19 protein-coding genes are annotated in these 26,345 nt (G+C 73.3%); 10 read left to right on the top strand and 9 right to left on the bottom strand.

Annotated elements, in window-relative coordinates; translation table 11 throughout:
* The first annotated feature begins 67 nt into the window (after positions 1-67).
* The 5 genes from glnA (O2W18_RS20515) to O2W18_RS20495 all read left to right on the top strand — a co-directional run bounded on the left by glnA (O2W18_RS20515) (position 68) and on the right by O2W18_RS20495 (position 7,128).
* Positions 68-1,417 carry a type I glutamate--ammonia ligase gene (gene glnA / locus O2W18_RS20515; protein ID WP_269157078.1) on the top strand — a complete coding sequence of 450 codons (1,350 nt, stop codon included), beginning with the start codon at positions 68-70 and terminating at the stop codon, positions 1,415-1,417.
* Between the two features lie 63 nt (positions 1,418-1,480).
* Positions 1,481-2,212, top strand: a complete 732-nt coding sequence (locus O2W18_RS20510) for a type 1 glutamine amidotransferase (RefSeq protein ID WP_269189271.1) — start codon at positions 1,481-1,483, stop codon at positions 2,210-2,212.
* Positions 2,213-2,214: 2 nt separating this feature from the next.
* Positions 2,215-5,316 carry a bifunctional [glutamine synthetase] adenylyltransferase/[glutamine synthetase]-adenylyl-L-tyrosine phosphorylase gene (locus tag O2W18_RS20505; RefSeq protein WP_269189270.1) on the top strand — a complete coding sequence of 1,034 codons (3,102 nt, stop codon included), beginning with the start codon at positions 2,215-2,217 and terminating at the stop codon, positions 5,314-5,316.
* Positions 5,317-5,383: 67 nt separating this feature from the next.
* A complete protein-coding gene (locus O2W18_RS20500; RefSeq protein ID WP_269189269.1) occupies positions 5,384-5,746 on the top strand; it encodes a CDGSH iron-sulfur domain-containing protein in 363 nt (120 codons plus the stop codon).
* Between the two features lie 140 nt (positions 5,747-5,886).
* Entirely contained in the window at positions 5,887-7,128 is a 1,242-nt protein-coding gene (locus O2W18_RS20495; RefSeq protein WP_269189268.1) for a hypothetical protein, read from the top strand.
* 75 nt (positions 7,129-7,203) lie between these two features.
* Here the strand turns inward: O2W18_RS20495 and O2W18_RS20490 are convergent, their stop codons facing one another.
* Entirely contained in the window at positions 7,204-8,217 is a 1,014-nt protein-coding gene (locus tag O2W18_RS20490) for an iron-containing redox enzyme family protein (RefSeq protein ID WP_269189267.1), read from the bottom strand.
* 118 nt (positions 8,218-8,335) lie between these two features.
* Complete coding sequence (locus O2W18_RS20485) at positions 8,336-9,895, bottom strand: methyl-accepting chemotaxis protein (protein ID WP_269189266.1); 1,560 nt, start codon at positions 9,893-9,895, stop codon at positions 8,336-8,338.
* 290 nt (positions 9,896-10,185) lie between these two features.
* On the opposite strand from O2W18_RS20485, the gene O2W18_RS20480 reads away from it, so the two are divergent.
* Entirely contained in the window at positions 10,186-11,745 is a 1,560-nt protein-coding gene (locus tag O2W18_RS20480; protein ID WP_269189265.1) for an AMIN-like domain-containing (lipo)protein, read from the top strand.
* A gap of 72 nt (positions 11,746-11,817) precedes the next feature.
* Here the strand turns inward: O2W18_RS20480 and O2W18_RS20475 are convergent, their stop codons facing one another.
* Positions 11,818-12,651, bottom strand: coding sequence for an alpha/beta fold hydrolase (locus tag O2W18_RS20475; protein WP_269189264.1), 834 nt, complete (start codon positions 12,649-12,651; stop codon positions 11,818-11,820).
* Between the two features lie 105 nt (positions 12,652-12,756).
* Between O2W18_RS20475 and O2W18_RS20470 the strand changes: the two genes are divergently transcribed.
* On the top strand, positions 12,757-13,983 hold the full coding sequence (locus tag O2W18_RS20470; protein WP_269189263.1) for an EAL domain-containing protein: 1,227 nt from the start codon (positions 12,757-12,759) through the stop codon (positions 13,981-13,983).
* 98 nt (positions 13,984-14,081) lie between these two features.
* On the opposite strand, the gene glnA (O2W18_RS20465) is transcribed toward O2W18_RS20470, so the two are convergent.
* Positions 14,082-15,515, bottom strand: a complete 1,434-nt coding sequence (gene glnA / locus O2W18_RS20465) for a type I glutamate--ammonia ligase (RefSeq protein ID WP_269157068.1) — start codon at positions 15,513-15,515, stop codon at positions 14,082-14,084.
* A gap of 181 nt (positions 15,516-15,696) precedes the next feature.
* Here glnA (O2W18_RS20465) and O2W18_RS20460 point away from each other — a divergent pair, with 181 nt between their 5' ends.
* On the top strand, positions 15,697-16,116 hold the full coding sequence (locus O2W18_RS20460) for an RDD family protein (RefSeq protein WP_269189262.1): 420 nt from the start codon (positions 15,697-15,699) through the stop codon (positions 16,114-16,116).
* Between the two features lie 99 nt (positions 16,117-16,215).
* Here the strand turns inward: O2W18_RS20460 and O2W18_RS20455 are convergent, their stop codons facing one another.
* From O2W18_RS20455 to O2W18_RS20445, 3 genes are all read right to left on the bottom strand, one after another.
* Positions 16,216-17,079 carry a DUF4191 domain-containing protein gene (locus O2W18_RS20455; RefSeq protein ID WP_269189261.1) on the bottom strand — a complete coding sequence of 288 codons (864 nt, stop codon included), beginning with the start codon at positions 17,077-17,079 and terminating at the stop codon, positions 16,216-16,218.
* An 83-nt stretch (positions 17,080-17,162) separates the two neighbouring features.
* The gene (gene lipA, locus O2W18_RS20450; RefSeq protein WP_269189260.1) at positions 17,163-18,161 is read right to left on the bottom strand and encodes a lipoyl synthase; all 999 of its coding nucleotides are present in this window, start codon (positions 18,159-18,161) and stop codon (positions 17,163-17,165) included.
* 99 nt (positions 18,162-18,260) lie between these two features.
* Positions 18,261-19,607, bottom strand: a complete 1,347-nt coding sequence (locus tag O2W18_RS20445; protein ID WP_269189259.1) for a hypothetical protein — start codon at positions 19,605-19,607, stop codon at positions 18,261-18,263.
* Positions 19,608-19,769: 162 nt separating this feature from the next.
* On the opposite strand from O2W18_RS20445, the gene O2W18_RS20440 reads away from it, so the two are divergent.
* Positions 19,770-20,699 carry an LLM class F420-dependent oxidoreductase gene (locus O2W18_RS20440; protein ID WP_269189258.1) on the top strand — a complete coding sequence of 310 codons (930 nt, stop codon included), beginning with the start codon at positions 19,770-19,772 and terminating at the stop codon, positions 20,697-20,699.
* Positions 20,700-20,748: 49 nt separating this feature from the next.
* Here the strand turns inward: O2W18_RS20440 and O2W18_RS20435 are convergent, their stop codons facing one another.
* On the bottom strand, positions 20,749-21,570 hold the full coding sequence (locus O2W18_RS20435) for a phosphocholine cytidylyltransferase family protein (RefSeq protein ID WP_269189257.1): 822 nt from the start codon (positions 21,568-21,570) through the stop codon (positions 20,749-20,751).
* Positions 21,557-22,699 (bottom strand): CDP-glycerol glycerophosphotransferase family protein, encoded by a 1,143-nt coding sequence (locus tag O2W18_RS20430; protein WP_269189256.1) that lies wholly within the window; start codon positions 22,697-22,699, stop codon positions 21,557-21,559. The genes O2W18_RS20435 and O2W18_RS20430 overlap by 14 nt, the downstream gene beginning before the upstream one ends.
* A gap of 625 nt (positions 22,700-23,324) precedes the next feature.
* On the opposite strand from O2W18_RS20430, the gene leuS reads away from it, so the two are divergent.
* Positions 23,325-26,234 carry a leucine--tRNA ligase gene (leuS, locus tag O2W18_RS20425; RefSeq protein WP_269189255.1) on the top strand — a complete coding sequence of 970 codons (2,910 nt, stop codon included), beginning with the start codon at positions 23,325-23,327 and terminating at the stop codon, positions 26,232-26,234.
* Positions 26,235-26,345 lie beyond the last annotated feature (111 nt).

The raw sequence follows: 26,345 nt of genomic DNA, 5'->3' as shown, positions 1-26,345 counted from the left end.
TCCGCCCGGCCCCCGGAGGGGGCAGGCTGGGGACCACGTAACACCGCCGTCACGACTGGAGTGGAGCATGGCGAGCATGGACCGCCAGCAGGAGTTCGTCCTGCGCACCCTGGAGGAGCGCGACATCCGCTTCGTGCGGCTGTGGTTCACCGACGTCTCGGGCTACCTGAAGGCCGTCGCGGTGGCGCCGGCCGAGATCGAGGCCGCGTTCGCGGAGGGCATCGGCTTCGACGGCTCGGCGATCGAGGGCTTCGCCCGGGTCTACGAGTCCGACATGCTGGCCAAGCCCGACCCGGCCACGTTCCAGGTCATGCCGGGCTCGCGTGGGCAGGCCAGCGAGACCGCCCGGATGTTCTGCGACATCACGCTGCCCGACGGGTCACCGGCCTGGGCCGACCCGCGGCACGTGCTGCGGCGGGCGCTGAGCAAGGCCGCCGACATGGGGTTCACGTTCTACACCCACCCCGAGATCGAGTTCTTCCTGCTCAAGGACCTGCCCAGCGACGGCAGCGCACCGGAGCCGGCCGACGTCGGCGGCTACTTCGACCTCTCCACGCACAACGTCGCGCACGACTTCCGCCGGGAGGCGGTCTTCGCGCTGGAGGCGATGGGCATCTCGGTGGAGTTCAGCCACCACGAGGTTGCCCCCGGCCAGCAGGAGATCGACCTGCGGTACGCCGACGCGCTGTCGATGGCCGACAACATCATGACGCTGCGGCACGTCGTACGGGAGGTGGCGCTGGCCCAGGGCGTGCACGCGACGTTCATGCCCAAGCCCTTCACCGAGCTGGCCGGCTCGGCGATGCACACCCACCTGTCGCTGTTCGAGGGCGACCGCAACGCCTTCCACGACCCGGCCGACCCGATGCGGCTGTCCACCACCGGCAAGCAGTTCATCGCCGGGCTGCTCACCCACGCCCGGGAGATGACCGCGGTCACCAACCAGACGGTCAACTCCTACCGCCGGCTGCTGGCCGGCACCGAGGCGCCCACGGCGGCGACCTGGGGCCGGGCCAACCGGTCGGCGCTGGTGCGGCTGCCCTCCTACAAGCCGAACAAGGGCAACTCCGCCCGGGTCGAGGTGCGCTCACCGGACTCGGCGTGCAACCCCTACCTCACCTTCGCGGTGCTGCTGGCCGCCGGGCTGCGGGGCATCGAGAAGGGCTACGAGCTGCCGCCCGAGGCCGAGGACGACGTCTGGTCGCTGACCGACACCGAGCGGCGGGCGGCCGGTTACGAGGACCTGCCGGTCTCCCTGGGCGAAGCGCTCACCGCCATGCAGGGCAGCGAGCTCGTCGCCGAGACCCTCGGGGAGCACGTCTTCGACTTCTTCCTGCGCAACAAGTGGGAGGAGTTCAACTCCTACCGGCAGAACGTCACCCCCTTCGAGCTGAAGCGCTACCTCCCCGGCCTGTGACGTCCCGGCGCCACCGAAATGGCCATTTCGGTGGCGCCGGGACGGGGAACTAGCCTTCCTCCCATGGCCAGCCTGCTCGTCGTCGTCCCCTCTGACACCGACCCGCCGACCCGGCTGGGGGAGTGGCTGCGCGACGCGGGGCTGGAGCTGGACGAGCGGCGGCTGTCCCGCGGGGAGCCGCTGCCGGCGGACCTGACCGGGTTCGACGGGCTGCTGGTGCTGGGCGGCCCGCAGTCCTCGCTGGACGACGAGCAGACCTCTCCGGAGCTGGTCGGCGTGCGGCACCTGCTCGGCCAGGCGGTCGCGGCCGACGTCCCGACCCTGGCGATCTGCCTGGGCGCCCAGCTGCTGGCCCAGGTCGGCGGCGGCAGCACCCGGGTGGGCGACGACGGCCCCGAGGTGGGGGCGACCCTGGTGGCCAAGCGGGACCTGGCCGACCTCGACCCGCTGTTCGGTCCGCTGCCGCTGTCACCGGACGTCCTCCAGTGGCACCACGACGAGATCGACCGGCTGCCGGCCGGCGCGACCCTGCTGGCGAGCAACCCGCGGTACGCGAACCAGGCCTACCGGGTCGGCGACCACGTGTACGGCCTGCAGTTCCACATCGAGACCGACCCGGACCTGGTGCGGCAGTGGGCTGAGGGCGATGCGGTGGGCGTGGCCGGCAGCGGCCTGGACGTCGAGACCATCTGCGCCCGGGCGAGCGCCGTGCACCCGGACCTCGCCGAGGTGTGGGCTCCCTTCGCGGCCCGGTTCGCCGACCTGGTGCGCGCCCGCGCCACCAGCCGGGCCTGACGGTGGCGGCCGCTCCGCAGCTCGACGACGAGGTGCCCCGCCGGGCCGTCGTCCGGCTGGTGCGCTTCGGGTTCGACGACGGCGCCCGGGTGGCCCGGCTGCTGGCCTCCCCGGCGCTGGGGCTGTGGGACCTGGAGCGCAACGAACCGGCCGACCCCGAGGCCGCCCCGGTGGTCTCCGCGCTGGCCCGCGCCGGCGACCCGGACCTCGCCGTCCGCTCGCTGGCCCGGCTGGTCGAGGCGCTGGACGCCGCCGACCCCGACGGTGAGCTCGCGGCCGCCCTGCTGGCCCGGCTGCGCGGCTCGGCGACCGTGCGTGGCCGGCTGCTGGCCGTGCTCGGGGCCTCCGCCGGCCTCGCCGACCACCTGGCCGCACACCCGACCGACTGGGTGGTGCTGGACACCGCGGACCGCACCGCCCGGCCCACCCCGCACGAGCTCGAGCAGCAGCTGCTCTTCGCCGTCGGGGCCGATCCGCACGACCCGCCGTGGGGAGTGCGGCTGGGCGCGGCGGCACCCGACGCCGACCCCGCCCGGGTCCGCGACCTCCGGCACGCCTACCTGCGCGCCGTCCTCTCGCTGGCCGGCCGTGACCTGGGCGACGGGCTGCCCGCCGACGAGGTGGCCGCCGAGCTGTCCGACATCGCCGGTGCCGTGCTCACCGCCGGCCTCGCCCTGGCCCTCGCCGAGCAGCCGGCCGACGCGACCCCGTGCCGGCTGGCCGTCATCGGGCTGGGCAAGTGCGGTGGCCGGGAGCTGAACTACGTCAGCGACGTCGACGTCGTCTTCGTCGCCGAACCCGTCGAGGGGGAGGACGACGCCGCGGCCGTCGCCAGCGCCGCGCGGGTCGCCGGTGCCCTCATGCGGGTCTGTGGGCAGGCCGCCTGGGAGGTGGACGCGGCGCTCCGCCCGGAGGGCAAGGCCGGTCCGCTGGTGCGCACCGTGGCCGGGCACCGCGCGTACTACGACCAGTGGGCCAGCACCTGGGAGTTCCAGGCCCTGCTCAAGATGCGGCCGGTGGCGGGTGACCCGTCGCTGGGCCGGGAGTACGTGGACCAGCTCTGGCCGCTGGTCTGGAAGGCCGGTGACCGGCCCGGTTTCGTGGCGGACATCCAGGCGATGCGCCGCCGGGTGGAGCAGAACATCCCGGCCGCCCAGGCCGAGCGGCAGCTCAAGCTCGGCCGCGGTGGCCTCCGGGACGTCGAGTTCAGCGTCCAGCTGCTGCAGCTGGTGCACGGCCGGGCCGACGTGTCTCTGCGCGCCGGCGGCACGATCCCGGCGCTGACCGTCCTGGGCGCCGGCGGGTACATCGGGCGCGAGGACGCCGCCACCCTGATCGCCTCCTACCGCTTCCTGCGCACCGTCGAGCACCGGCTGCAGCTGCTGCGGCTGCGGCGCACCCACCTGCTGCCGGTGGCCGACGACCAGCTGCGCTGGCTGGCCCGCTCGCTGGGCTACAAGCCCGACCACCGCGGCGACTCGGTCGCCGTCCTGCAGGCGGAGCTGGCCCTGCACAACCGGGTGGTCCGCCGGCTGCACGAGAAGCTCTTCTACCGGCCGCTGCTGTCCTCGGTCGCCCGCGTGCCGGGCGAGCACCTGCAGCTGGGCCCGAAGGCGGCGGGGGAGTGGCTGCGGGCGCTGGGCTTCGCCGACCCCGACGGTGCGCTGCGGCACCTGACCGTGCTCACCGGTGGGCTGAGCCGCTCGGCGTCCATGCAGCGCTACCTGCTCCCGGTGCTGCTGCAGACCTTCGCCTCCTGCGCCGACCCCGACGCCGGGCTGCTGGCCTACCGCAAGGTCAGCGAGGCGCTGGGCAACGACCAGTGGTTCCTGCGACTGCTGCGGGACGAGGGGCAGGCCGCCGAGCGGCTGGCCGTGCTGCTGGGCTCCAGCCAGTACGTCGCCGGCCTGCTGACCCGCACGCCGGAGGCGATGCGGATCCTGGCGGACGACGCCCAGCTGGAGCCCCGCAGCGCCGAGACGCTCACCTCGGCGTGGCGGCAGGCGGTGGCCCGGGCCGACAGCCCGAGCGCCGGCGTGCAGGTGCTCCGGTCGCTGCGCCGCCAGGAGCTGCTGCGGATCGCCTGCGCCGACCTGCTCGGCCGGCTGGACGTGCTCCGGGTCGGCCAGGCGCTGTACGACGTCGCGGTGGCGACGCTGCGCGCCGGGCTGGACGCCGCAGTGCGCAGCTGGGCCGTCGAGACCGGGCTGGCGGTCGAGGACGTCCCGGTCGACGTCGCGGTGATCGGCATGGGCCGGCTGGGCGGCGCCGAGCTGGGCTACGGCTCGGACGCCGACGTCCTGTTCGTGCACCGCCTCCGCCCGGGTGCGGACGAGGGCCGGGCCACCCCGGCGGCCACCGCCATCGCGCACGCCCTGCGCCGGCTGCTCAGCGAACCCGCGCCCGACCCGGCCTTCGAGGTCGACGCCAACCTCCGTCCCGAGGGCCGTCAGGGGGCGATGTCGCGGAGCCTGAGCGCGTTCGCCGAGTACTACGAGCGCTGGGTCTCCACCTGGGAGGTGCAGGCGCTGCTGCGGGCCGAGCCGGTGGCCGGCGACGAGGCGCTGGGCCGGGAGTTCGTCGCCCTGATCGACCCGCTGCGGTACCCGGCCGAGGGGCTGTCGGCCGAGCAGGTGGCCGAGATCCGCCGGATCAAGGCCCGGGTGGACAGCGAGCGGCTGCCCCGCGGCGCCGATCCGGCCACGCACACCAAGCTCGGCCGGGGCGGGCTGGCCGACGTGGAGTGGACCGCGCAGCTGCTCCAGCTGCAGCACGCCGCGACGCACCCGGGGCTCCGGGTCACCGGCACGGTGGCGGCCCTGGAGGCCCTGGCGGAGGCCGGTCTGCTGGACGCCGAGCAGCGGGACGCGCTGCGGTCGGCGTGGGAGCTGGCCAGCCGGGCGCGCAACGCCGTCTTCCTGGTCCGCGGTCGACCGGGTGACCAGCTGCCCCGGCAGGGGCTGGAGCTGAGCGGGGTGGCCCGGGCGTGCGGGTACGGGCCGGAGACCGACGCCGGGCAGTTCCTCGACGAGTACCGGCGGGTCACCCGGCACGCGCGCACGGTCGTGGAGCGCGTCTTCTACGGCCATACCGACGAGGGCTGAGCCGGCCTCGGCGAGGTGGCGGGTGGGCGGTCGGTTGGGCACGGCCGGTCCCGGGCACCCTGGAGCGGTGCCCACCGACCAGACCCCGGCCGCCGTGCCCGACGACCCTGCCGACGTGACCGACGCCCGGGTGCGTGACGAGCCCCCGTCCGACGAGCCGACGGCGACGATCACCCCGTACCGGGACGGGCCGCTGATCGTGCGCGGGAACTTCCAGCTGGTCGACACCGACGGCCGGGAGATCGACCCGGGCCGCAAGACGGTGGCGCTGTGCCGCTGCGGGAAGTCCGGGATCAAGCCCTTCTGCGACGGCACCCACAAGCGCGCCGGGTTCCACTCCGGCAGCGCCCCGTCCCGCCCCCGGCCGGCGGCCCGGCTGTTCCAGGAGGCCGGTCGCGAGTCCGACGACGGGCACCGGCCGCCGACCTGAGCGGACGTCGGCCCCGGTCCACCGCCTGTTCGCCGGTGGGCCACCTGCTGGCCGTGCGGGCGTACCAGGGTCGGCGGCGACCCTGACCCGAACTCCTGAGGTGGCCCGTGCTCCGTCGTCCGCTCCGTCCCGTCACCGCCGTGCTCTCGCTCAGCGCGCTCGCCCTGCTGGCCGCCGCCGGCCCGGCCGCAGCCGCACCGGCACGCACCTTCACACCGCTGGCCACCTTCCCCGTGGCAGGGGAGGTCGCCGAGATCATCTCGGCCACCCCGGACGGGCGGACGGTCGTCTACACCGACTCCGAGCTCGGCCGGATCGGGCTGGTCGACCTGAGCGACCCCAGCGCGCCGCGGGACCGGGGGGCCATCGACGTGGGCGGCTCGCCGACCTCGGTAACCGTCACCTCCAGCGCCCGGTACGCCCTGGTCGCGGTCGACACCACCACCGACCTGACCCGGCCGTCGGGCCACCTGGCCGTCGTCGACCTGCCGCGGCGGGCGATCGTGCGCACGATCGACCTGGGCGGTCAGCCCGACTCGATCGACGTCGGCCCCAGCGGCGTCTTCGCGGCGATCGCGATCGAGAACCAGCGCGACGAGGACATCGAGGTCGGGGACGTGGAGGGCGGGCTCCCGCAGCTGCCGGCCGGCTTCCTCTCGGTGGTCGACCTGCGCGGCCCGGTCAGCGCGTGGACGGTGGGCCGGGTGGAGCTGACCGGGCTGCCGGGTGCGGTCTTCGCCGACGACCCGGAGCCGGAGTTCGTCGACGTCGACGGCCGGGACATCGCCACCGTCACCCTCCAGGAGAACAACGCCGTCGCGCTGGTCGACCTGGCCCGCCGCCAGGTGGTCAGCTCGTTCTCGGCCGGCACGGTCACCCGCACCGACGCCGACACCGTCGACGACGACGTCATCGCCTTCGACGACCCGCTGGTCGCCCCGCGGGAGCCGGACACGGTGCAGTGGACGCTGCGCGGCAACCTGGTCACCGCCGACGAGGGCGACCTGGCCGAGGAGCCCGCCGGCGGGCGCGGTTGGACGGTCTTCGCCCAGGACGGCACGGTGCTGCACAGCAGCGCTGGCTCGGCCGAGCGGGCGCTCGCGGCCGCCGGCGCCTACCCGGACGGGCGCAGCGACGACAAGGGCGCGGAGTTCGAAGGGGCCGAGGTCGCCCGCATGCGCGGGGTCGACTACACGTTCATCGGTGCCGAGCGCGGTGACGCGGTGCTCGTCTACGACACCGACCGCGATGCCGCGCCCGAGCTGCTCCAGGTGCTGCCCGTCGGCGACGCCCCCGAGGGGCTGCTCGCCATCCCGTCCCGCGGGCTGTTCCTCACCAGCAACGAGGACGACGGCTCACTGTCGGTCTTCGGCCTCCGCTGAGGGAGGACCCCCTCGGCCCCCTCGCAGGGGCCCGCCGCGAGCTCGCGAGTGGTGGGGGGGCGAGGGGGTTCTTCTTCAGGCGGCGACCGGGTCACCCTCGCGCAGGCCGGAGCGGCCGGCCTCCCAGGCGCCCAGCAGGTGCTCGGCGGTGAGACCGTCCAGCGCCAGCGAGCACTGCGCACCGAAGAGGACGTCGGCGGCCAGCGACGGGTCGTCGGCCACCAGCGATCCGCACATGTCGACCGAGGCGATCTGCTCGTGGACGGCGTCGGCCTCCACGTGCTCGTCGTAGAAGACGCTGGTCCGCTCGCTGAACCCGAGGCGCCGCAGCCCGGAGGAGTAGCGGCGGCTGGGCTCCGAGGAGGTCATCTCCACCGCCGCGAGGTGGCCGAGGCACGCGCCCCGGAACCGGCGGTGCAGCCCGAACAGCGACATGGTGTTGACCGAGGTGAAGGCCACCGCGGGGGCGTCGTCCCAGAGGGCGCCGTAGCCGGTGTCCAGCCCCAGGTCGGCCATCATCCCGGCGAACAGCTGGCTGTGCATGCGCTCGGCCGAGCCGCCGCCGTACTCGTCGGCCTGGATCTCGACCATCGCCGCCTTGGCCCGCCCGCCGATCCGCGGGATGGCCCAGGTGTGCGGGTCGCCCTCCTTCAGGTGGTACACCGAGCGCAGCGTGAGGTACTCCTGCCACTGCTCGCGGGTGCCGTGCCTGGCCAGGTACCTGGACAGCGACGGTCCGTCGTCGGCCTCGATCACTGCGTTGAGCTGCCGGTCGACCGGTTCGTCGGTGGGCTCGACCGGGGTGACCAGGGCCCGCAGCGCCGTCAGGTGTCGCTGCTCGAGCAGGGCGCGCAGCCGCAGCAGTTCCGGGTCCCACTCCCAGGCGTCGTCCACCTCGTCGAAACCGCGGTAGTGCAGCTCGTAGCAGATGGCCAGGCTCAGCTGGAGGTCGTCGTCGGTGAGCGGGTCGACCGCCGAGGCGGCCAGCCCGTCGGCGGCGGCCAGCGTGCGGGTGCTGAGGGTCGCCCCGGCGGCGAGGTCCGCGCACAGCGCGGCACTGACGGGGCCCCGTGGCTTGGGAAGGCGCATGGATCCGGTCATGCCCAGCCGGTCGCCGTCCGGAACCTCCCGGGACGGATCGGTGGTGCGCCATCTGCTGCCGGGCTCCGGACCTCGGGCGAGGGCCGGAGCCCGGCGTGCTGCGCGGTCAGACCTGCTGGTCGAAGGCGGAGGCCATCCGGGCCTGCTCCTCCAGCACCTCACCGATCCGGGCCTGGACGGCGTCCAGCTGGCCGATGATCTCCCCGGTGGTGTGGATGCCGTCGGCCACCGCCTTGCTGCTCGCCTGGATCCCGGCGATCTGGTCGGACACCTTCTGCGTCGCGTTGGCGGTCTCCCGGGCGAGGTCCTTGACCTCGCTGGCCACGACTGCGAAGCCCTTGCCCAGCTCGCCGGCGCGGGCGGCCTCGATGGTGGCGTTCAGCGCCAGCAGGTTGGTCTGGTCGGCGATGCCGGAGATGATCCGGATGACCTCACCGACGGCGGCCGAGGCCTCGTCCAGCGCCTCGACCTCGGTGGTCATCGTGGACGCCTGGCTCACCGCGCTCTCCGCCACCCGGCCGGCGTCATGGGCGGCCTCACGGAGCCGGGACACGGTGTCCAGCAGCTCGCGGGCGTTCTCCGCCGACTCCTCCGTGCGGCGCAGCACGTCCAGTCGCTGCGACACCAGTTGCTGCACGTTCTGCAGCGCCGACCGGCGGGACACGGACAGCTCGATCGTCGAGGTGACGAAGAAGTCCATCGTGCCGACGACCCGGCCACCGACCATCAGCGGGAAGCACACGCCGGACTTGACCCCGGCGCGCTGGGCTGCCGGCGCGCGGACGCAGTCGGTCATCTCGCCGATGTCGCTGACGAAGAAGAGGTCCCGGGACCGCCAGGTGCGCCCCGAGAGGCCGACCCCCTCGGCGAAGCTGGCGGTGAGGGTCACCTTGCGGAACTCCTCACCGGCCGAACCGGACTCCTGCTGGAAGCGCAGCACCTTCGCGCTCTCGTCCAGTGCCCAGTAGGAGCCGTAGGCCCAGCCGAACGCCTCCCGCACGGTGTCCAGCGCGATGCGCAGGGCGGCCTGTTGGTCGCGGGCAGCGCTCAGCTCGGTGACGACGGTGGTGACCGCGACCCGGTCGTCGAGCGTCTCCTGCAGCTCCGCCTTGCCCAGCGCGGACCTGCGGGCGTGGCTGAGCAGCCGGCCCAGGGAGTCCCACTTCCCCTGGCGGGCGCCGAAGAACGGGAGCTCCCCGGCGTTGTAGTACTCGTAGAGCGCGACGACCCGGCCGTTCTCGACCAGCGGCAGGATGCACCCGGCCGTGGCGCCGGCGGCGAGCGCCGCAGCCCAGCGCAGGCACCTCCGCGGGTCGCTGCTCCCATCCGTCACCAGCGCCCTCTTGGTGCGGATCGCCTCGCCGCCGTAGCCGTCGGAGGCGGTCATCTGCAGCGCCTGGCCGCCGAAGCCCGCGGCGATGGTCGGCGCCAGGGGGCCGGACTCGTGGGTCAGGTGGAAGACCCCGCCGTCCGCGACCAGCCAGACCGCACCGTAGGCGATGTCGAGTTCGTGGACGAGCGTCTCGATGATCACCTGATGGGCCTGGGGTTCGCCGGTGACGCCCTGGTCGAGGCGAGCGATCACGGCCTCCACGGCTTCGACGTCGCGGGGCATGTGCCCTGCGTCGGTGCCGTTCGTGACCGGGGTGCTGGTGCGCCGCCTCATCCGTGTCCTCCATCGCAGGCTGGGCGCCGGCCCGCGGGGCTCGCGGCGGCGCGCTGAGCTGCCGGACCCCAGCAGCGGTCGGCCCAGCTCGTCATGGACATCGGCAGGTCGCGCCGGCAGTTGAGCCGGGGGACAACTCGGTCGCGTGCCACCCACTCCGTGGTCGCTCGGCCCCGACCGCGAACCTGCCTGATCCATGTTTTCGGCCGTGTCGAGTGGCAAGGGCACGTGATGTGGCAAGGGCCACAGGACATGAACGACACCACCACGATCGAATCGGGGTCTGTCTCATGAACACCTTCCTCGCGCTCTCCTCCGCTGTGCTGCTGACGGCCAGCGGGCTGGTGGGCGGTGCCACCACCGCACCGCCGGCCGCTCCACCCACTCCGGCGCCGTCCGCCGGGGACCAGGCACCGCCGACGGGTCTCCAACCCGTGGGGACGCCGGGCACGGCCCCGGTGCAGGCGGGCGGCTTCCCCGCCGTGACCGGGCCGACGGCCCACCTGACCGACGTACGGACCGCTGGGCACGACGGCTTCGATCGCGTGGTCCTGGAGTTCGCCGGGGACGCTGCGCCCGGGTACCGGGTGTCCTACGTCGAGCCCCCGATCACCGAGGACGGCTCCGGCGCCGAGATCTCGGTGCCCGGTCAGGCGTTCCTCGAGGTGCGGGTCGCGCCCGCCAGCGGCGTGGACCTGTCCGGCGAGGAGCCGCGGGAGACCTACACCGGTCCCGACCGGGTCGCCCCCGCCGACGGCGGCGTCGTCACCGAGGTGGTCGAGACCGGTGACTTCGAGGGCCAGCTCGCCTGGACGATCGGGCTGGAGCAGCGCGTGCCCTTCGGCGTCGCGGTGCTGGAGGACCCGACCCGGCTGGTCGTGGACCTCTACCACGAGCCGGCTGAGTCGATCGAGCCGATCGGGGCCGGGGACGTCGCGGACTCCGTGGTCTCCGGGGCCGGGGAGCCGGTGGCGGTCACCGACGTCCGGCTGGGGGCCCATCCCGGCTTCGACCGGATGGTCTTCGAGGTCGCCGGTGAGGGGGAGGCCGGCTGGCGGGTCGGGTACACCGACGACCCGCGGGCACAGGGCTCCGGTGCGCCCATCGACGTGCCGGGGGACGCCGTCCTGGGCATCACCCTGACCAACATCGCACTCCCCGCCGACGCCCCGGAGGGTGCGCAGCCCTGGGACGGCCCCGACCGTCAGCAGGTGCCCGGGGCATCGGTCCTGCAGGCACTGGTGGAGGACACCCTCTTCGAGGGCCAGTACACGTTCTTCGCCGGGCTCGACGCGGAGCGGCCGTTCGCGGTCTCCCGGCTCTCCTCGCCGCAGCGCATCGTCGTCGACGTGCTGGCCCAGGACGGGCTGTCGCCGGTCGACCTCGGCAACCGGTGCGAGCACCCGGACGGCTTCGCGATCAGCTACCCGGGGTCCTGGTCGACCAACGCCGGTGACGTGCTGCCGCCCTGCTCCCGGTTCGCTCCCGAGCCGTTCACCCTGACCGAGGGGACCGACGTCCGGACGGCGCCGATCTCCGCCTCGGTGGAGCCGGTCCCGTACTCCCGGGCCAGCGCACCGCAGGAGGGCGCCGAGGAGAGCCGCAGCGGCACCATCGTCGACGGGCGGCAGGGCGTCCGGGTCCAGCGCACCTCGACCGGTGAGGGCCTGTGGCCGGAGGGCACCCCGATCACCACCTACCTGATCGACCTGGGTGCCGGTGGGCCGGACGGTCCGGCCACCCTGGTGGCGAACACCGTGGGGCTGCCGGAGTTCGACTACGAGCGCAACGTCCGGGTCCTGGACCACATGGTGCACACCCTGGACATCACGGACGGCTCCGCAGGCTGACGCGCAGAGAGGGCTGAGCTGCAGACGGGTCACGGCCCGCCTCCGCGAGGAGGCGGGCCGTGCTCGTGCAGGTCAGGCGCGGTCGACCAGCCGCAGCACTGCCTCGGCGACCACGTCGGGGCGGTCGGCCGGGACGAAGTGGCTGGCGTCCTCCACCCAGGTGAGCCGGGCACCGGGCAGGTCGTCCGCCAGCCGCTGCCCGTGCTCCGGCTTCATCTGGTGGTCCTGCCGGCCCCACACGACCTCGGCCGGGACGGTCAGGCGCGACAGGAACGGGGCCACCGTCTGGGTGTAGACGGAGTCCAGGGAGCGGAGGTGCCGGCTCAGCAGCCGGGGCCCGTCCGGCCGCTCCCACGGCTCGACGAACCGGTCCAGGAAGGGTGTCGCGCGCTCCTGGTGGGCGAACAGCGTGCGCAGCGCCGGCCGCAACGCCCTCCCCAGGGCTGCGGGGGGCAGCTGGCGGACCAGTGGCCAGCCGGCCTTCATCGCTCGCACCAGGGGCACCGGCCACGCGTCGTAGCAGACGCCGTCGACGACGCCCAGGCCGGCGACCCGTGCGCTCGCCGTCGTGGCGAGGATCTGCGCGACGCCGCCACCGAGGTCGTGCCCCACCACGATGACCCGGTCCAGGTCCAGGGCGTCGAGCAGGCCCAGCAACCGGGCGGCCTGGGCAGCGAGGTCCACCGGCTGGCCGTCGCGAACGGGGGAGTCGCCGTAGCCGGCCATGTCCACGGCCAGCACCCGGGCCCGCTGCGCCACGACCGGGACGACGTCCCACCAGAGCCGGTGATTGGTCGGGATGCCGTGGACCAGCAGCACGGTCGGGCCGTCCTCGCCGGCCCTCCAGACGTTCATCGGGCGGTCGCCCACCGGGACGAGCTGGGTTTCTCCGATCGGAAGGTCCATGCGGGCTCCAGTGCCCGTCGATGCCCGGTCTGACGCATTGGGGTGAGGTGCTTCAGCTCGCGCCGGGAGCGGCCGATGAGACGGGTACAGCCCCGAGGAGTGAACGTGAAGAAGAGACGGTCGGAAGCCGACCAGAAGGTCGCCGAGCTGCTCCGGACCGCGAAGGAGTCGCTGCAGCTCTCCGTGGCCTTCCTCAGTCGGTTGGACGGGACGACCCAGCACCTGGAGGTCGTCGAGTCCTCGGTGCCGTTCCTCTTCCAGGAGGGCAACCAGCAACGCCAGGAGGAGACCTTCTGCCAGGCCATCCTGGACGGCGACCTGCCGGCGGTGATCCCCGACGTCCGGAAGCACCCGGTGGCGATGGCGTTGCCGGCCGCCCGGATGCCGAGGATCCGCAGCTTCGTCTCGGTGCCCGTCGTGCTGAGCGACGGCGAGCTCTACGGCACCTTCTGCGCTGCCGGTCTCACCACGGACAAGGGGCTGACCAAGCGGGACCAGTCGTTGATGACCGTGCTCGCCTCAGCGGCCGCCGTGCTCATCGAGCCCTCGGTGCGCGAGCGGGAGCGGCGCAGCGAGCTGCTGGGCCGACTGGAGCCGGTGGTCTCCGACGGGGGACCGGTCGTCCTGCTGCAGCCCATCGTCGACCTGGCCACCGGGCTGCGGGTCGGGTCCGAGGCGCTCAGCCGGTTCCCCGCTTCATGGGCGAAGGCGCCGGACGTGTGCTTCGAGGAGGCGCACAGCGTCGGGCTGGGGCACGAGCTGGAACTGCTGGCGCTGCGCCGGGCGGCGGACCACCTGGGCGTCGTCGAGGGGTACGTCGCGATGAACATCTCCCCGGCGACGCTGCTGGAGCCGGGGTTCGCGGCCCTGATGGAGACCCTGCCGCTGGACCGGGTGCTGCTCGAGCTGTCCGAGCACGACCAGGTGGCCGACTACGCCGCCCTGGCCGCCGTGCTCAGCCCGTTCCGGGCTCGTGGGATGCGCCTGGCCATCGACGACGTCGGCGCCGGGTTCTCCTCGCTGCGGCACATCGTCATCACCGCACCGGACGTGATCAAGCTGGACCGCAGCATCGTCTCCGGCGTCGACGCCGACCCGGTGCTCACCCGGTTGGTCGCCTCCCTCGTCGAGTTCGGGCACGGCTGCGGGGCGGGCGTGGTGGCCGAGGGCGTCGAGACCGCTCCCGAGGCGGCGGTGCTCCGCGGCCTGGGGGTGGACCTCGGGCAGGGCTGGCACTTCGGGCGCCCGGAGCACCCCGGGGCCGCGGTCGCCGCACCGACGGTGCAGGTCCCGCGCGCCCGGACCCCGGCGGTGCACGTCCCCGCCGGATGAGCGGTTCGAGATGGCCCCACGAACAGGGCCGCCCCCGCCGGGAGACCCGGCGGGGGCGGCGCTGTCGTGCAGGTCAGGGCCGGTGACGGCCCCGTCGATCAGATGTCGTAGTACATCGCGAACTCGTGCGGGTGCGGGCGGAGCCGGATCGGGTCGATCTCGTTCTCCCGCTTGTACTCGATCCAGGTCTCGATCAGGTCGGAGGTGAACACGCCACCGTCGAGCAGGTAGTCGTGGTCGACCTCGAGCCGGTCGAGCACCGCATCCAGCGACGCCGGCACCTTCTCGATGCCGAGGGCCTCCTCGGGCGGCAGCTCGTAGAGGTCCTTGTCGATCGGTGCCGGGGGCTCGATCTTGTTCTTGACGCCGTCGAGGCCGGCCATCAGCATCGCCGAGAAGGCGAGGTAGGGGTTGGCCGACGGGTCGGGCACCCGGAACTCGATGCGCTTGGCCTTCGGGCTGTCGCCGGAGATCGGGATGCGCGTGCACGCCGACCGGTTGCGCGCGGAGTAGACCAGGTTGATCGGCGCCTCGTAGCCGGGCACCAGCCGGTGGTAGCTGTTGACCGTCGGGTTCGTGAAGGCCAGCAGCGACGGGGCGTGGGCCAGCAGGCCACCGATGTAGTGCCGGGCCATGTCGGACAGCCCCGCGTAACCGGTCTCGGCGTGGAAGAGCGGCTCGCCGTCCTTCCAGAGGCTCTGGTGGCAGTGCATGCCCGAGCCGTTGTCGCCGAACAGCGGCTTCGGCATGAAGGTGGCCGACTTGCCGGCTGCCCAGGCGGTGTTCTTCACGATGTACTTGAAGAGCATCAGGCTGTCGGCCGAGCGCAGCAGGGTGTCGAACTTGTAGTTGATCTCGGCCTGGCCGCCGGTGCCGACCTCGTGGTGACCACGCTCGAGCTCGAGCCCGGCGTTGGCCAGGTTCACCATCATCGTCGAGCGCAGGTCGCTCTGGTGGTCGTAGGGCTCGACGGGGAAGTAGCCGCCCTTGGGCCTGGTCTTGTACCCCAGGTTGGGGCCGCCGTTCTCGCCGGTGAGTGAGCCGGTGTTCCAGGAGCCCTCGACCGCGTCGATGTGGTAGTAGCCCTCGTTGATCGAGGTGTTGTGCCGCACCGAGTCGAAGACGTAGAACTCGGCCTCGGGGCCGAAGTAGGCGGTGTCGGCGATGCCGCTGGCCGCCAGGTAGGCCTCGGCCTTCTTCGCCACGTTGCGCGGGTCGCGGCTGTAGGCCTCGCGCGTGATCGGGTCGTGGATGAAGAAGTTGATGTTCAGCGTCTTGTGGATGCGGAACGGGTCGAGGTAGGCGCTGCTCGCATCGGGCAGCAGCAGCATGTCGGACTCGTTGATCGCCTGGAACCCGCGGATGGACGAGCCGTCGAAGCCCAGACCGTCGGCGAAGGTGTCAGGCCCGAAGGTCTCCGCGGGGATGGTGAAGTGCTGCATGACGCCAGGCAGGTCGCAGAACCGGACGTCGACGAACTTCACGTCGTTGTCGCGGATGTAAGCGGTGACCTCTTCGGGACTGTTGAACATCGATCCTCCGGGAGTGGACGGAAAGCCACCCGCAAGTTACGAGCGCGGGGTTGCTCCGGGGTGTCTCTTGTGTTTCGTCGCGGTAACACCGCTCCTGGCGTGTCGCGACGGTCTCCTGCCGTCACCCGCTGCGAGCGTGCGAGTGGTGAGAGGCAGGAGGTCCCTTCACTACGCTGGTGGAGTGGCCGGCGACGACGCTCAACCCTCTCAGGAGCGCCCCCGGGGCGCCGCACTGGGGCTGCCCGGTACCGGCCCCGGCTCGCTGGCGTCCTTCGGGCAGCGGGTGGTCGCCTTCGCCGTCGATGCGCTGGCCGCGGCGCTGATCGCCGGCCTGTTCACCGCACCGCAGCTGCCGCGCAACTGGAGCCTGCTGGCCTTCGCGCTGATCACCGTGGTCTTCCTGGTGCTGGCCGGCCAGACCCCGGGCATGCGGCTGCTCGGCCTGCGGCTGGCCCATCCGGAGCCGGAGCGGCGGCTCTCCGTCTGGCGAGCGGTGGTGCGCACCGGGCTGCTCATGCTGCTGGTCCCGGCGCTGGTCGTCGACGTCGACGGCCGCGGCCTGCACGACCGGCTGACCGGCACCGCAGTCATCCGCGACTGACCGCGTTCGCCGGCGGCCCGGCCCGGTGACCCCACCGGAGACGCAGGACGCCCCCGAGCCGACCGGCTGGGGGGCGTCCTGCGGTACCTGGGGACCGGCTCAGCGGCGACGGACCTGCCGCTGGCTGACCGACATCTGCCGGCCACCGGGGAGCGGCCCACCCGGCACCGGCGGGCGCGGGCCACCCAGCGCCGACATCCGCTTGCCCAGGGCGTTGACCTCGCCGCCGTTCAGGTTGCGGGGCAGCTTCATCACATGGGTGCTGAGCTTCTTCAGCGGCACCTGGCCCTCCCCGTCGCCGACGGTCACGTCGTAGATCGGGGTGTCGCCGACGACCTTGGCGATCCGGCGCTTCTCGGCTGCGATCAGAGTGCGGACCCGCTGCGGGTCGCCCTCGCCCACCAGGACGATGCCCGGCCGGCCGAGCACCCGGTGGACGGAGTCCAGCTCCCGGTTGCCGGCGACGCCGGAGCTGACCCGCCAGTCGCCGCGCATGCCCTCCAGGACCCAGGACGCGGCACCCGGTCGGCCCTCGACCTGCCGGTAGGCCGACCCCTGCGCCCGGCGGCCGAAGACGATCATCGCCCCCAGCAGACCGAGCAGGACGGCGAAGGGGAGGAACAGGAACGGCGAGCTGAGCAGGATGCCGACCAGCTCGACCACGCCGGCCACCGCCACGAAGACGATGAGCATGATCCAGGGCAGCTTCGGGTCGTTCTTGTACGTCATCGAGTAGGCCTGCCGGATCATCCCGGCCTGGCCCTTCAGCTTGGCGAGCCGCGAGGCCTTCGGCTGGCCGTCCTTGCCCAGCTTGGGCTTCTTGCCCCGCCGTCCCTTGCCCGTCGCGGCCGGTGCGCCGACCGCGGTCGAGCCCTTGGTGCCGCGCCCGGGCGGTGCGCCGGCCGGACCGCGGCCCGCGGCGCCGGCGGGGGCGGAGGTGTCGGTGGACCTGCTGCGTGCCATGTCGCCCAGGATAGTCGGAGGACCGGCCACCTCCCGCCACGCGCGAGCTCGCGGCGGGACCCTGTTGCGGGCCGGCGGCCGGCTCAGCTCGTCGGGGTGAGCCCGCGGGCCGCAGCGGCCTGCTGGTACAGCCGGCCGGCGCGGTAGGAGCTGCGCACCAGCGGGCCGGCCAGGACGCCGGGGAAGCCGATCCGCTCGGCCTCGGCGGCGAAGCCGACGAACTCGTCGGGCTTCACCCACCGGACCACCGGGTGGTGCCGGACGCTGGGCCGCAGGTACTGGGTGATCGTGAGCAGGTCGCAGCCGGCGTCGTGCAGCGCCTGCATGGTCTCCACGACCTCGTGGGGCTCCTCGCCCATGCCCAGGATCAGGTTGGACTTGGTGACCAGGCCGGCCTCGCGGGCCGCGGTGATCACGGACAGCGAGCGCTCGAAGCGGAAGCCCGGGCGGATCCGCTTGAAGATGCGGGGCACCGTCTCCACGTTGTGCGCCAGCACCTCCGGCCGGGAGGAGAACACCTCGGCCAGCTGGTCGGGCTCGGCGTTGAAGTCGGGGATGAGCAGCTCGACACCGCAGCCGGGGATCTGCGCGTGGATCTGCCGCACCGTCTCGGCGTACAGCCATGCTCCGCCGTCGGGCAGGTCGTCACGGGCGACGCCGGTGATGGTGGCGTAGCGCAGGCCCATGGTGGCCACGCTCTCGGCGACCCGGCGGGGCTCGTCGGCATCGAAGTCGGCCGGCTTCCCGGTGTCGATCTGGCAGAAGTCGCAGCGCCGGGTGCACTGGTCACCACCGATGAGGAAGGTGGCCTCGCGGTCCTCCCAGCACTCGTAGATGTTGGGACAGCCGGCCTCCTCGCACACCGTGTGCAGGCCCTCCCGCTTGACCAGCGACTTCAGCTCGGTGTACTCCGGGCCGGTCTTGAGCTTGGTCTTGATCCACTCGGGCTTGCGCTCGATCGGCGTCTGGCTGTTGCGGACCTCCAGGCGCAGCATCTTGCGGCCGGCCGGTTCGATCGGCGAGGTCGTCGCCGGGGCCTCCGGCCCTGCAGTCGTAGCTGCCTCCTCCATGCCCAGGCTCATGCCCAGCACGGTACTCCCGCCTGCCCGAGTGCTCCGGGGACGCCGGAGGGGGCCCAGCCGGCGGCTGGACCCCCTCGGGAGCGTGCGGTGCGGCCGGGATCAGCCGCGGGTGTTGCCCGGCGTGCCGTCCGGGCCGCCGGTGTCGGCGCCATCCGGTCCGGCGGTGGCAACCGGGGTGTCCGGGTCGTTGGCCGTGCTGCTCGCCGGCTCGGGGGCCGACTGGTTGCTCGGCTCGTCCGATCCGGAGGCCGGCTGTGCGGTCAGCGCGCCGACGTCGGTGTCGGTGGGGCTGGAGTCCGAGGGGGCCGTCTCGGCGGTGGAGACGGTCTTGCCCTGGGCCTCGGGGCTCTCGGTCCCGCCTGCAGGGGTGCTCGGGGAGGTGGGCACGGGGTCCTCTCGGTAGCTGGGCACGGGGCCGTCGCCGGTCGGCGCCGGGGTCCAGGAGTCGCTCTCGTTCTTCTTGCGCAGGACGACGGCGACCGCAGCGAGGACGGCCAGCACGCCGAGCACCCAGGGCCAGCGCCGGGGCTCGGGCTCGACTCCGACGCGCCGCTTGACCGACGTGACGGTCTTCGTGGTGCGCTTGCCGGCCTCCTTGCGGGCCCGGCCGGCTGCCTTCTCCAGCTCGGCGCGCCGCTTGGCCGCCTTCTTGGAGAGCTTGTCGGCCTTCTTGCCCAGCTTGTCGGCCTTCTTGCCGGCGGCTGCACGGTTGGTCTCGGCGGCGGCGCGCACCGCTGCGACCCGCAGCGCGGCCTGGGCGCGGGCGGCCTCGGCGGCGGCCGTGGCGTCCTGGCGCACCTTGTCGCCCTGCTTCGCGGTGGCCGCACCGAGGGTCGCGGCGCTGGCGGCCAGCTCGGCACTACGCGCGTCCAGTTGAGCCCGTGCCGCCTCGACGCTGCTGGCCAGGCCGGCCCGGGCGCTGTCCAGCGCAGGGCCGGCTGCCCCGCGAGCCGCCTCGATCCGGGGGGTCGCGGCGGCGATCGCCGTCTCCAGGTTGGCCCGGGCCGACTTGCCAGCGGCCTCGAACGCCGGGCCGCTGGCCTCACGGGCGGCCTCGAGCCGCGGGAGCGCAGCGGCCACCGCCAGCTCGAGGTTGGCCCGGGCGGCCCGGGTCGCCGCGTCGAGACGGGGGACCAGGTCCTTCTCGTAGGCCTTCTGCGCTGCGTCGATGCGCGGTGCGAGGTTCTTCTGTGCCGCGTCCAGCCGCGGGACGAGCACCTCGCGGGCCGCGTCCAACTGGGGGGCGAGGGCGGCCACGGCCGCCCCGACCCGAGGGGCCACGTCCGCGGCGTAGGCGCTCTGGGCGGCCTTGGTCGCGGCTGCCACCTGCGGGGCGAGCTGCTCCGCCGTCGCCCGACGGGCCTCGGTGACCGCCGCGCCGATGTGGGCGAACCCCTCTTGCAACTCGGTCCCGATGACCTCTGTCGAGCTCTTCTTGCGGAACACTCCAGCACCTCCGAGTTGATCGCTTCGGCGATCATCCTGCCCGTTGACGCCGCCGGGCACACCCTGAACCCCGACCCGGTCCGCTGGGAGGCCCGGATCCGCCCGGCAGGCGGGGTGCTGGGTGGCCAGCAGCGGACAGCTCCGTTCACTAGCGTCCGTCCCGTGCAGCTACGGATCTTCACCGAACCCCAGATGGGCGCCACCTACGACGACCTCCTCGCGGTGGCCCGGCGGACCGAGGAGACGGGCTTCGACGCCTTCTTCCGGTCCGACCACTACCTGACCATGGGCGGGGACGGGCTGCCGGGCCCCACCGACGCCTGGGTGACCCTGGCCGGCCTCGCCCGGGAGACCTCCCGGATCCGGCTGGGCACCCTGATGACGGCGGCGACGTTCCGGCTGCCCGGGCCGCTGGCCATCTCGGTGGCCCAGGTCGACCAGATGAGCGGCGGGCGGGTGGAGCTGGGCATCGGCTCGGGCTGGTTCGCCGCCGAGCACCGCGCCTACGGCATCCCGTTCCCCGAGGTGGGGGAGCGGTTCGACCGCTACGAGGAGCAGCTCGCCGTCATCACCGGGCTGTGGAACACCCCGGTCGGCGAGACCTTCGACTTCACCGGCGAGCACCACCAGCTCTCCGGCTCCCCGGCGCTGCCCAAGCCCGTGCAGCCCGGCGGCGTCCCGATCCTGGTCGGCGGCAGCGGCAAGAAGCGCACCCCGCGACTGGCGGCGAGGTACGCGGCCGAGTTCAACGTGCCCTTCGCCTCCGCCGAGGACAACGCCCGGCTGTTCGCCGGCGTCCGGGACGCCTGCGCTGAGGTCGGCCGTGACCCGGGCGAGCTGGTCCAGAGCTCCGCCCTGGTGCTGTGCGTCGGCCGGGACGAGGCGGAGCTGGCCCGCCGCGCCGCCGCCATCGGCCGGGACGTCGAGGAGCTCCGGGCCCACGGGGTCGCCGGCACGCCGGCCGAGGCCGTGGACACCCTCGGCCGATACGCCGAAGCGGGGGCGAGCCGGGTGTACCTGCAGGTGCTCGACCTGGCCGACCTCGACCACCTGGACCTGGTGGCGGCCGAGGTCGCCCCTCAGCTGGGATGAGCACTGCAGTGCCCCGCCCGTCCGCGCGGACGGGCGGGGCGCCGGGGCCTCAGCCCAGCTCGGAGGCGAACGGTGCCAGCGCCGCCCGGGAGCCCAGCCAGGTGTTCGCCCGCTGCAGGTCGTCGTCGAAGTCGATCTCCACGGCGGAGAACCGGGAGATGTCCAGCGGCTGGAAGCGCACGCCCGACCGCCGGATCGCCAGCTCCATGCCCCGCTCGAAGTAGTCGGAGGCCTCGCAGGCCGCCAGCTGCTCGATCAGAGCACGCTTGTCCGCGCCGGACACGTAGTTGATCCCCACCGCCTCGCCGAGGCCACCGACCACGGTCTTGGACAGCTCGCGGATGAACCCGTCGGCGTCGAGGGTGTACTTGACCTCCTCGTCGGCGACCGTGGAGGTGTCCACGCAGACGAAGCTCTGGTCCGCGTGGACCAGGGGGGCGGCGTGGTCGAGCACCGCCGGGTCGAACACCACGTCGCCGTTCATCCAGAGCACGCCGCCGGCCTGCGAGGTGCGCAGGGCGCGCAGCAGGCTCTGCGAGGTGTTCGTGACGGCGAAGTCGGGGTTGAACGCGAACAGCAGGTCCGGCTGTGCGCGCATGACGGCCTTGGCCCGGTAGCCCACCACCGCGGTGATCGGGGCGGCGTCGCCGAAGACGGCGCGGACGCCGTCCAGCTGCTGCTGCATGATGCTGCGGCCGTCCATCAACGGCGTCAGCGGCTTGGGCAGCTTGCGGCCCAGCCGGGTGCCCATGCCGGCGGCCAGCACGACCACCTGGGGGGCGGTGGTGACGGGGTCGGCGGCGGGGACGGAGACCAGGGAACGCGACCGCTGATCGCGGCCCCCGGTCAGGATCGGGTCAGCAGTGCGCATGCTCATCTCCTCGGTTCGTCGTTCGTGGGCAGGGGGCGGAGCCGGGTCGGCCGGGGTGGCCGTCGGCGGGGAAGAACAGCTGGAGCACCCGCTCGGTGGCCGAACCGTCCTCCAGGGAGCAGAAGCGCTCCCGGAACCGGTTGTACCGCGCGGTGGGCACCCATGGGTGGTCGCCGAGTTCGCCGACGGCCGCCAGCACCTCGTCGCTGGTGGTCAGCAGCGGGCCCGGGGCGATCTCGGCGAGGTCGAAGTAGAAGCCCCGCAGGTCGTCGCGGTAGTGCTCCAGGTCGTAGGTGAAGTGGACGATCGGCTTCCCGGTGACGGCGAAGTCGAACATCGTCGAGGAGTAGTCGGTGACCAGGACGTCGGCGGCCAGGTACAGCTCGCTGATGTCGGGGTGCCGGGACACGTCCACGAGCGGCGCCCGGCCCTGGACCACCAGCTGGTCGGAGACCATCGCGTGCAGCCGGACCAGCAGCACGTGGTCCGGTCCGAGGCCACGCGCCAGGTCGCCCAGGTCGACCGGGAAGGAGTGCGCCGGGCCGTCGGCGCTGAGCACCAGGTCGTCCCGCCAGGTCGGCGCGTAGAGCACCGCCGTCACGTGCTCGGCGATCCCGAGCGCCTCCCGCACCCGGGCGCGGCGGCGGTCCCGGTCGGGTGCGCTGAGCACGTCGTTGCGCGGGTAGCCGGTCTCGTGCACCGGTCCGTCGAAACCGAACGCGCTGCGCAGGTGCGGCGTGCTCGCCGCGTTGGGGGAGAGCAGGTGGTCCCAGCGGGCGATGTCCCGCATCACCATCTCCAGGCGGCCTTCCGGGGCCCAGACCGCGTCCCGGTGCAGCCGCTTGAGCGGCGTGCCGTGCCAGGTCTGCAGGTAGGTCGTCGTCGGCTGCTTGTCCCACTCCCGGGAGAGGCCGTCGTTGGAGACGATGACGTCGGCGGACTCCAGGGCCGCCCGGGCGCCGGGGCCCCAGTGCTCCTCGGTGTGCACCCCGGCCGGGAAGTCGCCGGTCAGCTCGGGGCGGGCCAGCCAGACGGCGTCCATCTCGGTGCCGCGCGCGAGGAGGGCCTCGTAGATCGCCCGCGGGTTGTCGTTGTACCGGCCGCCGAAGCTGTTGAAGACGACCTTCACCGTCGCCGGCCCAGGACGGAGGAGGGGGCGGTCACCCGGCATCGGGTGCGCCTCGTGGCCCGCTGCGGGCCTGGGCGTTCTGTCATGCACTCACTCCTCTTCCGTCGGTCCGGCTCGACCAGTGCGTGTGCGTGGCGACCGGCCGGCCACGGGTGCGACCTCTGCTGGCCGCCAGCGGGGCAGTGCGGTACGTCCAGGTGCGGTTGCGTCCAGGTGCCTTGGATCCAGCTGCCTTGCATCCAGGTGCGCCACTGCACCGGGTCGGGGCGGCGGTGCACCCGGCCGGCACCGGGGCTGGTCCTCCGGTCGCGCTGCCGCGTGCCGAGCGGCGCTGCTGAGTTCCGGTGGACCTCGACGTCCCGGTGCGTGCGGGCTGCGGTCGTCCCGCCGGGGCCGTCCCCGCTGGAGTTCCTCGCCCGTCCGCAGTCGAGCCAGTGCAGGCTACGGCCTCGAGGGCCCCGCCGTCGAGCCGGGGGGCTGTGGCGGCGCGCTAGGATCGGCTGCGTGACCGGCGGACTCCTGCTTCCCCAGCCGTGCTGATCTGACCTGACGCAGACCAGCACGGCGACCCCTCCTGCGTGAGGGGTCTTTTCATGTCCGCCCCTCGTACCCGGGAGCACCGACCATGAGCCAGACGGCCAGCCAGCACACCGAGCCCTCCGCTGACGGGGTGCCCCCGCACCGCTACACCCCGGCACTGGCGCAGCAGATCGAGCTCGCCTGGCAGGACCGGTGGGAGGCCGAGGGCACGTTCCACACGCCCAACCCGGTCGGCCGGCTGAGCGAGGGCTTCGACCGGGTGGCCGACCGGCCCAAGGCCTTCCTGATGGACATGTTCCCGTACCCCTCCGGTGCCGGGCTGCACGTCGGGCACCCGTTGGGCTACCTGGGCACCGACGTCACCAGCCGCTTCCTGCGGATGGACGGCCACAACGTGCTGCACCCGATGGGCTACGACGCCTTCGGCCTGCCCGCCGAGCAGTTCGCCGTGCAGACCGGGCAGCACCCGCGGGTCACCACCGAGGCGAACATCGCCGCGATCAGTGCCCAGCTGCGCCGGCTGGGCGTCGACCACGACACCCGCCGCACCTTCGCCACGATCGACCCGGGCTACTACAAGTGGACCCAGTGGATCTTCCGGCAGATCTTCGAGTCCTGGTTCGACGAGTCCGCCGACGGCGGCCGCGGCAGGGCCCGGCCGATCCCCGAGCTGGTCGCCGAGCTGGACGCCGGCACCCGGCAGCCGGCCGAGGGCACGCTGCCCGAGGGCCGCAGCTGGGCGCAGCTGTCCGACGTGGGACGCCGCCGGGTCGTCGACGCGCACCGGCTGGCCTACCGGCGCGAGGCGCCGGTGAACTGGTGCCCCGGGCTGGGGACGGTGCTGTCCAACGAGGAGGTCACCCCCGACGGCCGCTCCGAGCGGGGGAACTTCCCGGTGTTCCGCCGTCCGCTGACCCAGTGGATGATGCGGATCACCTCCTACGCCGAGCGGCTGCTGACCGACCTGGACCGGCTGGACTGGTCGGACTCGCTGAAGCAGATGCAGCGCAACTGGATCGGCCGCTCGACCGGTGCCCGGGTGCGGTTCGCGGTGTCAGGGGAGACCGTCGAGGTCTTCACCACCCGGCCGGACACCCTGTTCGGCGCCACCTACCTGGTGCTGGCCCCCGAGCACCCGCTGGTCGGCACGCTGACCGCCGACCGGTGGCCCGAGGGCACCGACCCGCGGTGGACCGCGGGCGCGGACACCCCGGCCGAGGCGGTCGCCGCCTACCAGCGCCAGGCCTCCCGCCGCTCGGAGCTGGACCGGCAGGCCGAGGGCCGGGAGAAGACCGGTGTCTGGCTGGGCGTCACCGCGCGCAACCCGCTGACCAGGGCCGACCTGCCGGTGTTCATCGCCGACTACGTGCTCACCGGCTACGGCACCGGCGCGATCATGGCGGTGCCGGGTGAGGACGCCCGCGACTGGGACTTCGCGCAGGAGTTCGGGCTGCCCGTCGTCCGCACCGTGCAGCCGCCGGCCGACTTCGACGGCGGCGCGTACACCGGCACCGGCCCGATGATCAACAGCTCGAACGAGCAGCTGTCGCTGGACGGGCTGGACAAGGCCGCCGCCATCGCCAAGGTCACCGAGTGGCTGGTCGCCACCGGCGCCGGCGAGGCCACGACCACCTACAAGCTGCGGGACTGGCTGTTCAGCCGGCAGCGCTACTGGGGCGAGCCGTTCCCGGTCGTCTACGCGATCGACGGCGAGGACGCAGATCTGCCGGTCGCCGTCCCCGAGTCGATGCTGCCGGTGCTGCTGCCCGACGTCGACGACTACTCGCCCACGACGTTCGCCGACGACGACGCCGACTCCCAGCCCGAGCCGCCGCTGTCCCGGGCCACCGAGTGGACGACGGTCACCCTGGACCTGGGAGACGGGCCGCGGAACTACCGGCGCGAGACGAACACGATGCCCAACTGGGCTGGTTCGTGCTGGTACTACCTGCGCTACCTGGACCCGGCGAACGACGAGCGCTTCGTCGACCCGGAGCTGGAGGCCTACTGGATGGGCCCGCGGGAGCCCGGTGACGTCGGCGGCGTCGACCTGTACGTCGGTGGTGTCGAGCACGCGGTGCTGCACCTGCTGTACGCCCGCTTCTGGCACAAGGTGCTCTTCGACCTGGGCCACGTGTCCAGCGAGGAGCCGTTCCGCCGGCTGGTCAACCAGGGCTACATCTCCGCCTTCGCCTACACCGATGCCCGTGGCTTCCACGTGCCCGCCGCCGAGGTCGTCGAGGAGGACGGTCAGTTCCGGTACCAGGGCGAGCCTGTCACCCGGGAGTACGGGAAGATGGGCAAGAGCCTGAAGAACGTGGTCACGCCGGACGAGATGATCGCCATGTTCGGCGCGGACACCTTCCGGGTGTACGAGATGTCGACCGGGCCGCTGGACCAGTCGCGGCCGTGGGAGACCAAGGCCGCGGTCGGTTCGCAGCGGCTGCTGCAGCGGGTCTGGCGGGTCGTGGTGGACGAGGAGTCCGGCGCGCTGCGCGTCGGGGACGTCGAGCCGGGCGACGAGACCTCGCGTGCGCTGCACCGGGCGATCGAGGCCGTGCGCGACGGCATGACCACGCTGCGGTTCAACATCGCCATCGCCCGGATCACCGAGCTGACCAACCACCTGACCTCGGCCTGCCCGCCCGGGACGGCGGTGCCCCGCTCGGTCGCCGAGGCCCTCGTGCTGCTGGTCGCGCCGCTGGCCCCGCACCTGGCCGAGGAGCTGTGGGCCCGGCTGGGGCACTCTGACTCCGTGGCCTGGGCGTCCTTCCCGGTGGCCGACCCGCAGTGGCTGGTCGACGAGACGGTGCAGGTCGCCGTCCAGGTCAACGGCAAGGTGCGGGCCCAGGTGGCCGTGCCGGCCGACGCGGACGCCGCAGCACTGGAGGCGGCGGCCCGGGCGGACGAGCGGATCGCCGGCTACCTGGACGGCGCGACCGTGCGCCGGGTCGTCGTGGTGCCGGGTCGGCTGGTCAACTTCGTCCTGGGCTGATCACCGACCCGCCGTCCCGCGGCCGTGGCCCGTGGCCCAGCAGTGATCAGGTGCCCTGATCGAACCCTGTCCTCCCGCATCAACGCTGGTGCGGGAGGACAGCCAGTGGTG

This window comes from Modestobacter sp. VKM Ac-2983, assembly GCF_026967885.1.
Taxonomy (GTDB): Bacteria; Actinomycetota; Actinomycetes; order Mycobacteriales; family Geodermatophilaceae; genus Modestobacter.
Note: the sequence above shows the minus strand (reverse complement) of the source record. Positions and strands in the feature narration are given on the sequence as shown.

What these genes read in the sequence shown, in the direction of transcription:
- glnA (WP_269157078.1), top strand. Translation starts at nt 68, where the DNA reads ATGGCGAGCATGGACCGCCAGCAGGAGTTCGTCCTGCGCACCCTGGAG.
- O2W18_RS20510 (WP_269189271.1), top strand. Translation starts at nt 1,481, where the DNA reads ATGGCCAGCCTGCTCGTCGTCGTCCCCTCTGACACCGACCCGCCGACC.
- O2W18_RS20490 (WP_269189267.1), bottom strand. Translation starts at nt 8,217, where the DNA reads ATGCGCCTTCCCAAGCCACGGGGCCCCGTCAGTGCCGCGCTGTGCGCG.
- O2W18_RS20485 (WP_269189266.1), bottom strand. Translation starts at nt 9,895, where the DNA reads ATGAGGCGGCGCACCAGCACCCCGGTCACGAACGGCACCGACGCAGGG.
- O2W18_RS20480 (WP_269189265.1), top strand. Translation starts at nt 10,186, where the DNA reads ATGAACACCTTCCTCGCGCTCTCCTCCGCTGTGCTGCTGACGGCCAGC.
- O2W18_RS20475 (WP_269189264.1), bottom strand. Translation starts at nt 12,651, where the DNA reads ATGGACCTTCCGATCGGAGAAACCCAGCTCGTCCCGGTGGGCGACCGC.
- glnA (WP_269157068.1), bottom strand. Translation starts at nt 15,515, where the DNA reads ATGTTCAACAGTCCCGAAGAGGTCACCGCTTACATCCGCGACAACGAC.
- O2W18_RS20455 (WP_269189261.1), bottom strand. Translation starts at nt 17,079, where the DNA reads ATGGCACGCAGCAGGTCCACCGACACCTCCGCCCCCGCCGGCGCCGCG.
- lipA (WP_269189260.1), bottom strand. Translation starts at nt 18,161, where the DNA reads ATGAGCCTGGGCATGGAGGAGGCAGCTACGACTGCAGGGCCGGAGGCC.
- O2W18_RS20435 (WP_269189257.1), bottom strand. Translation starts at nt 21,570, where the DNA reads ATGCGCACTGCTGACCCGATCCTGACCGGGGGCCGCGATCAGCGGTCG.
- leuS (WP_269189255.1), top strand. Translation starts at nt 23,325, where the DNA reads ATGAGCCAGACGGCCAGCCAGCACACCGAGCCCTCCGCTGACGGGGTG.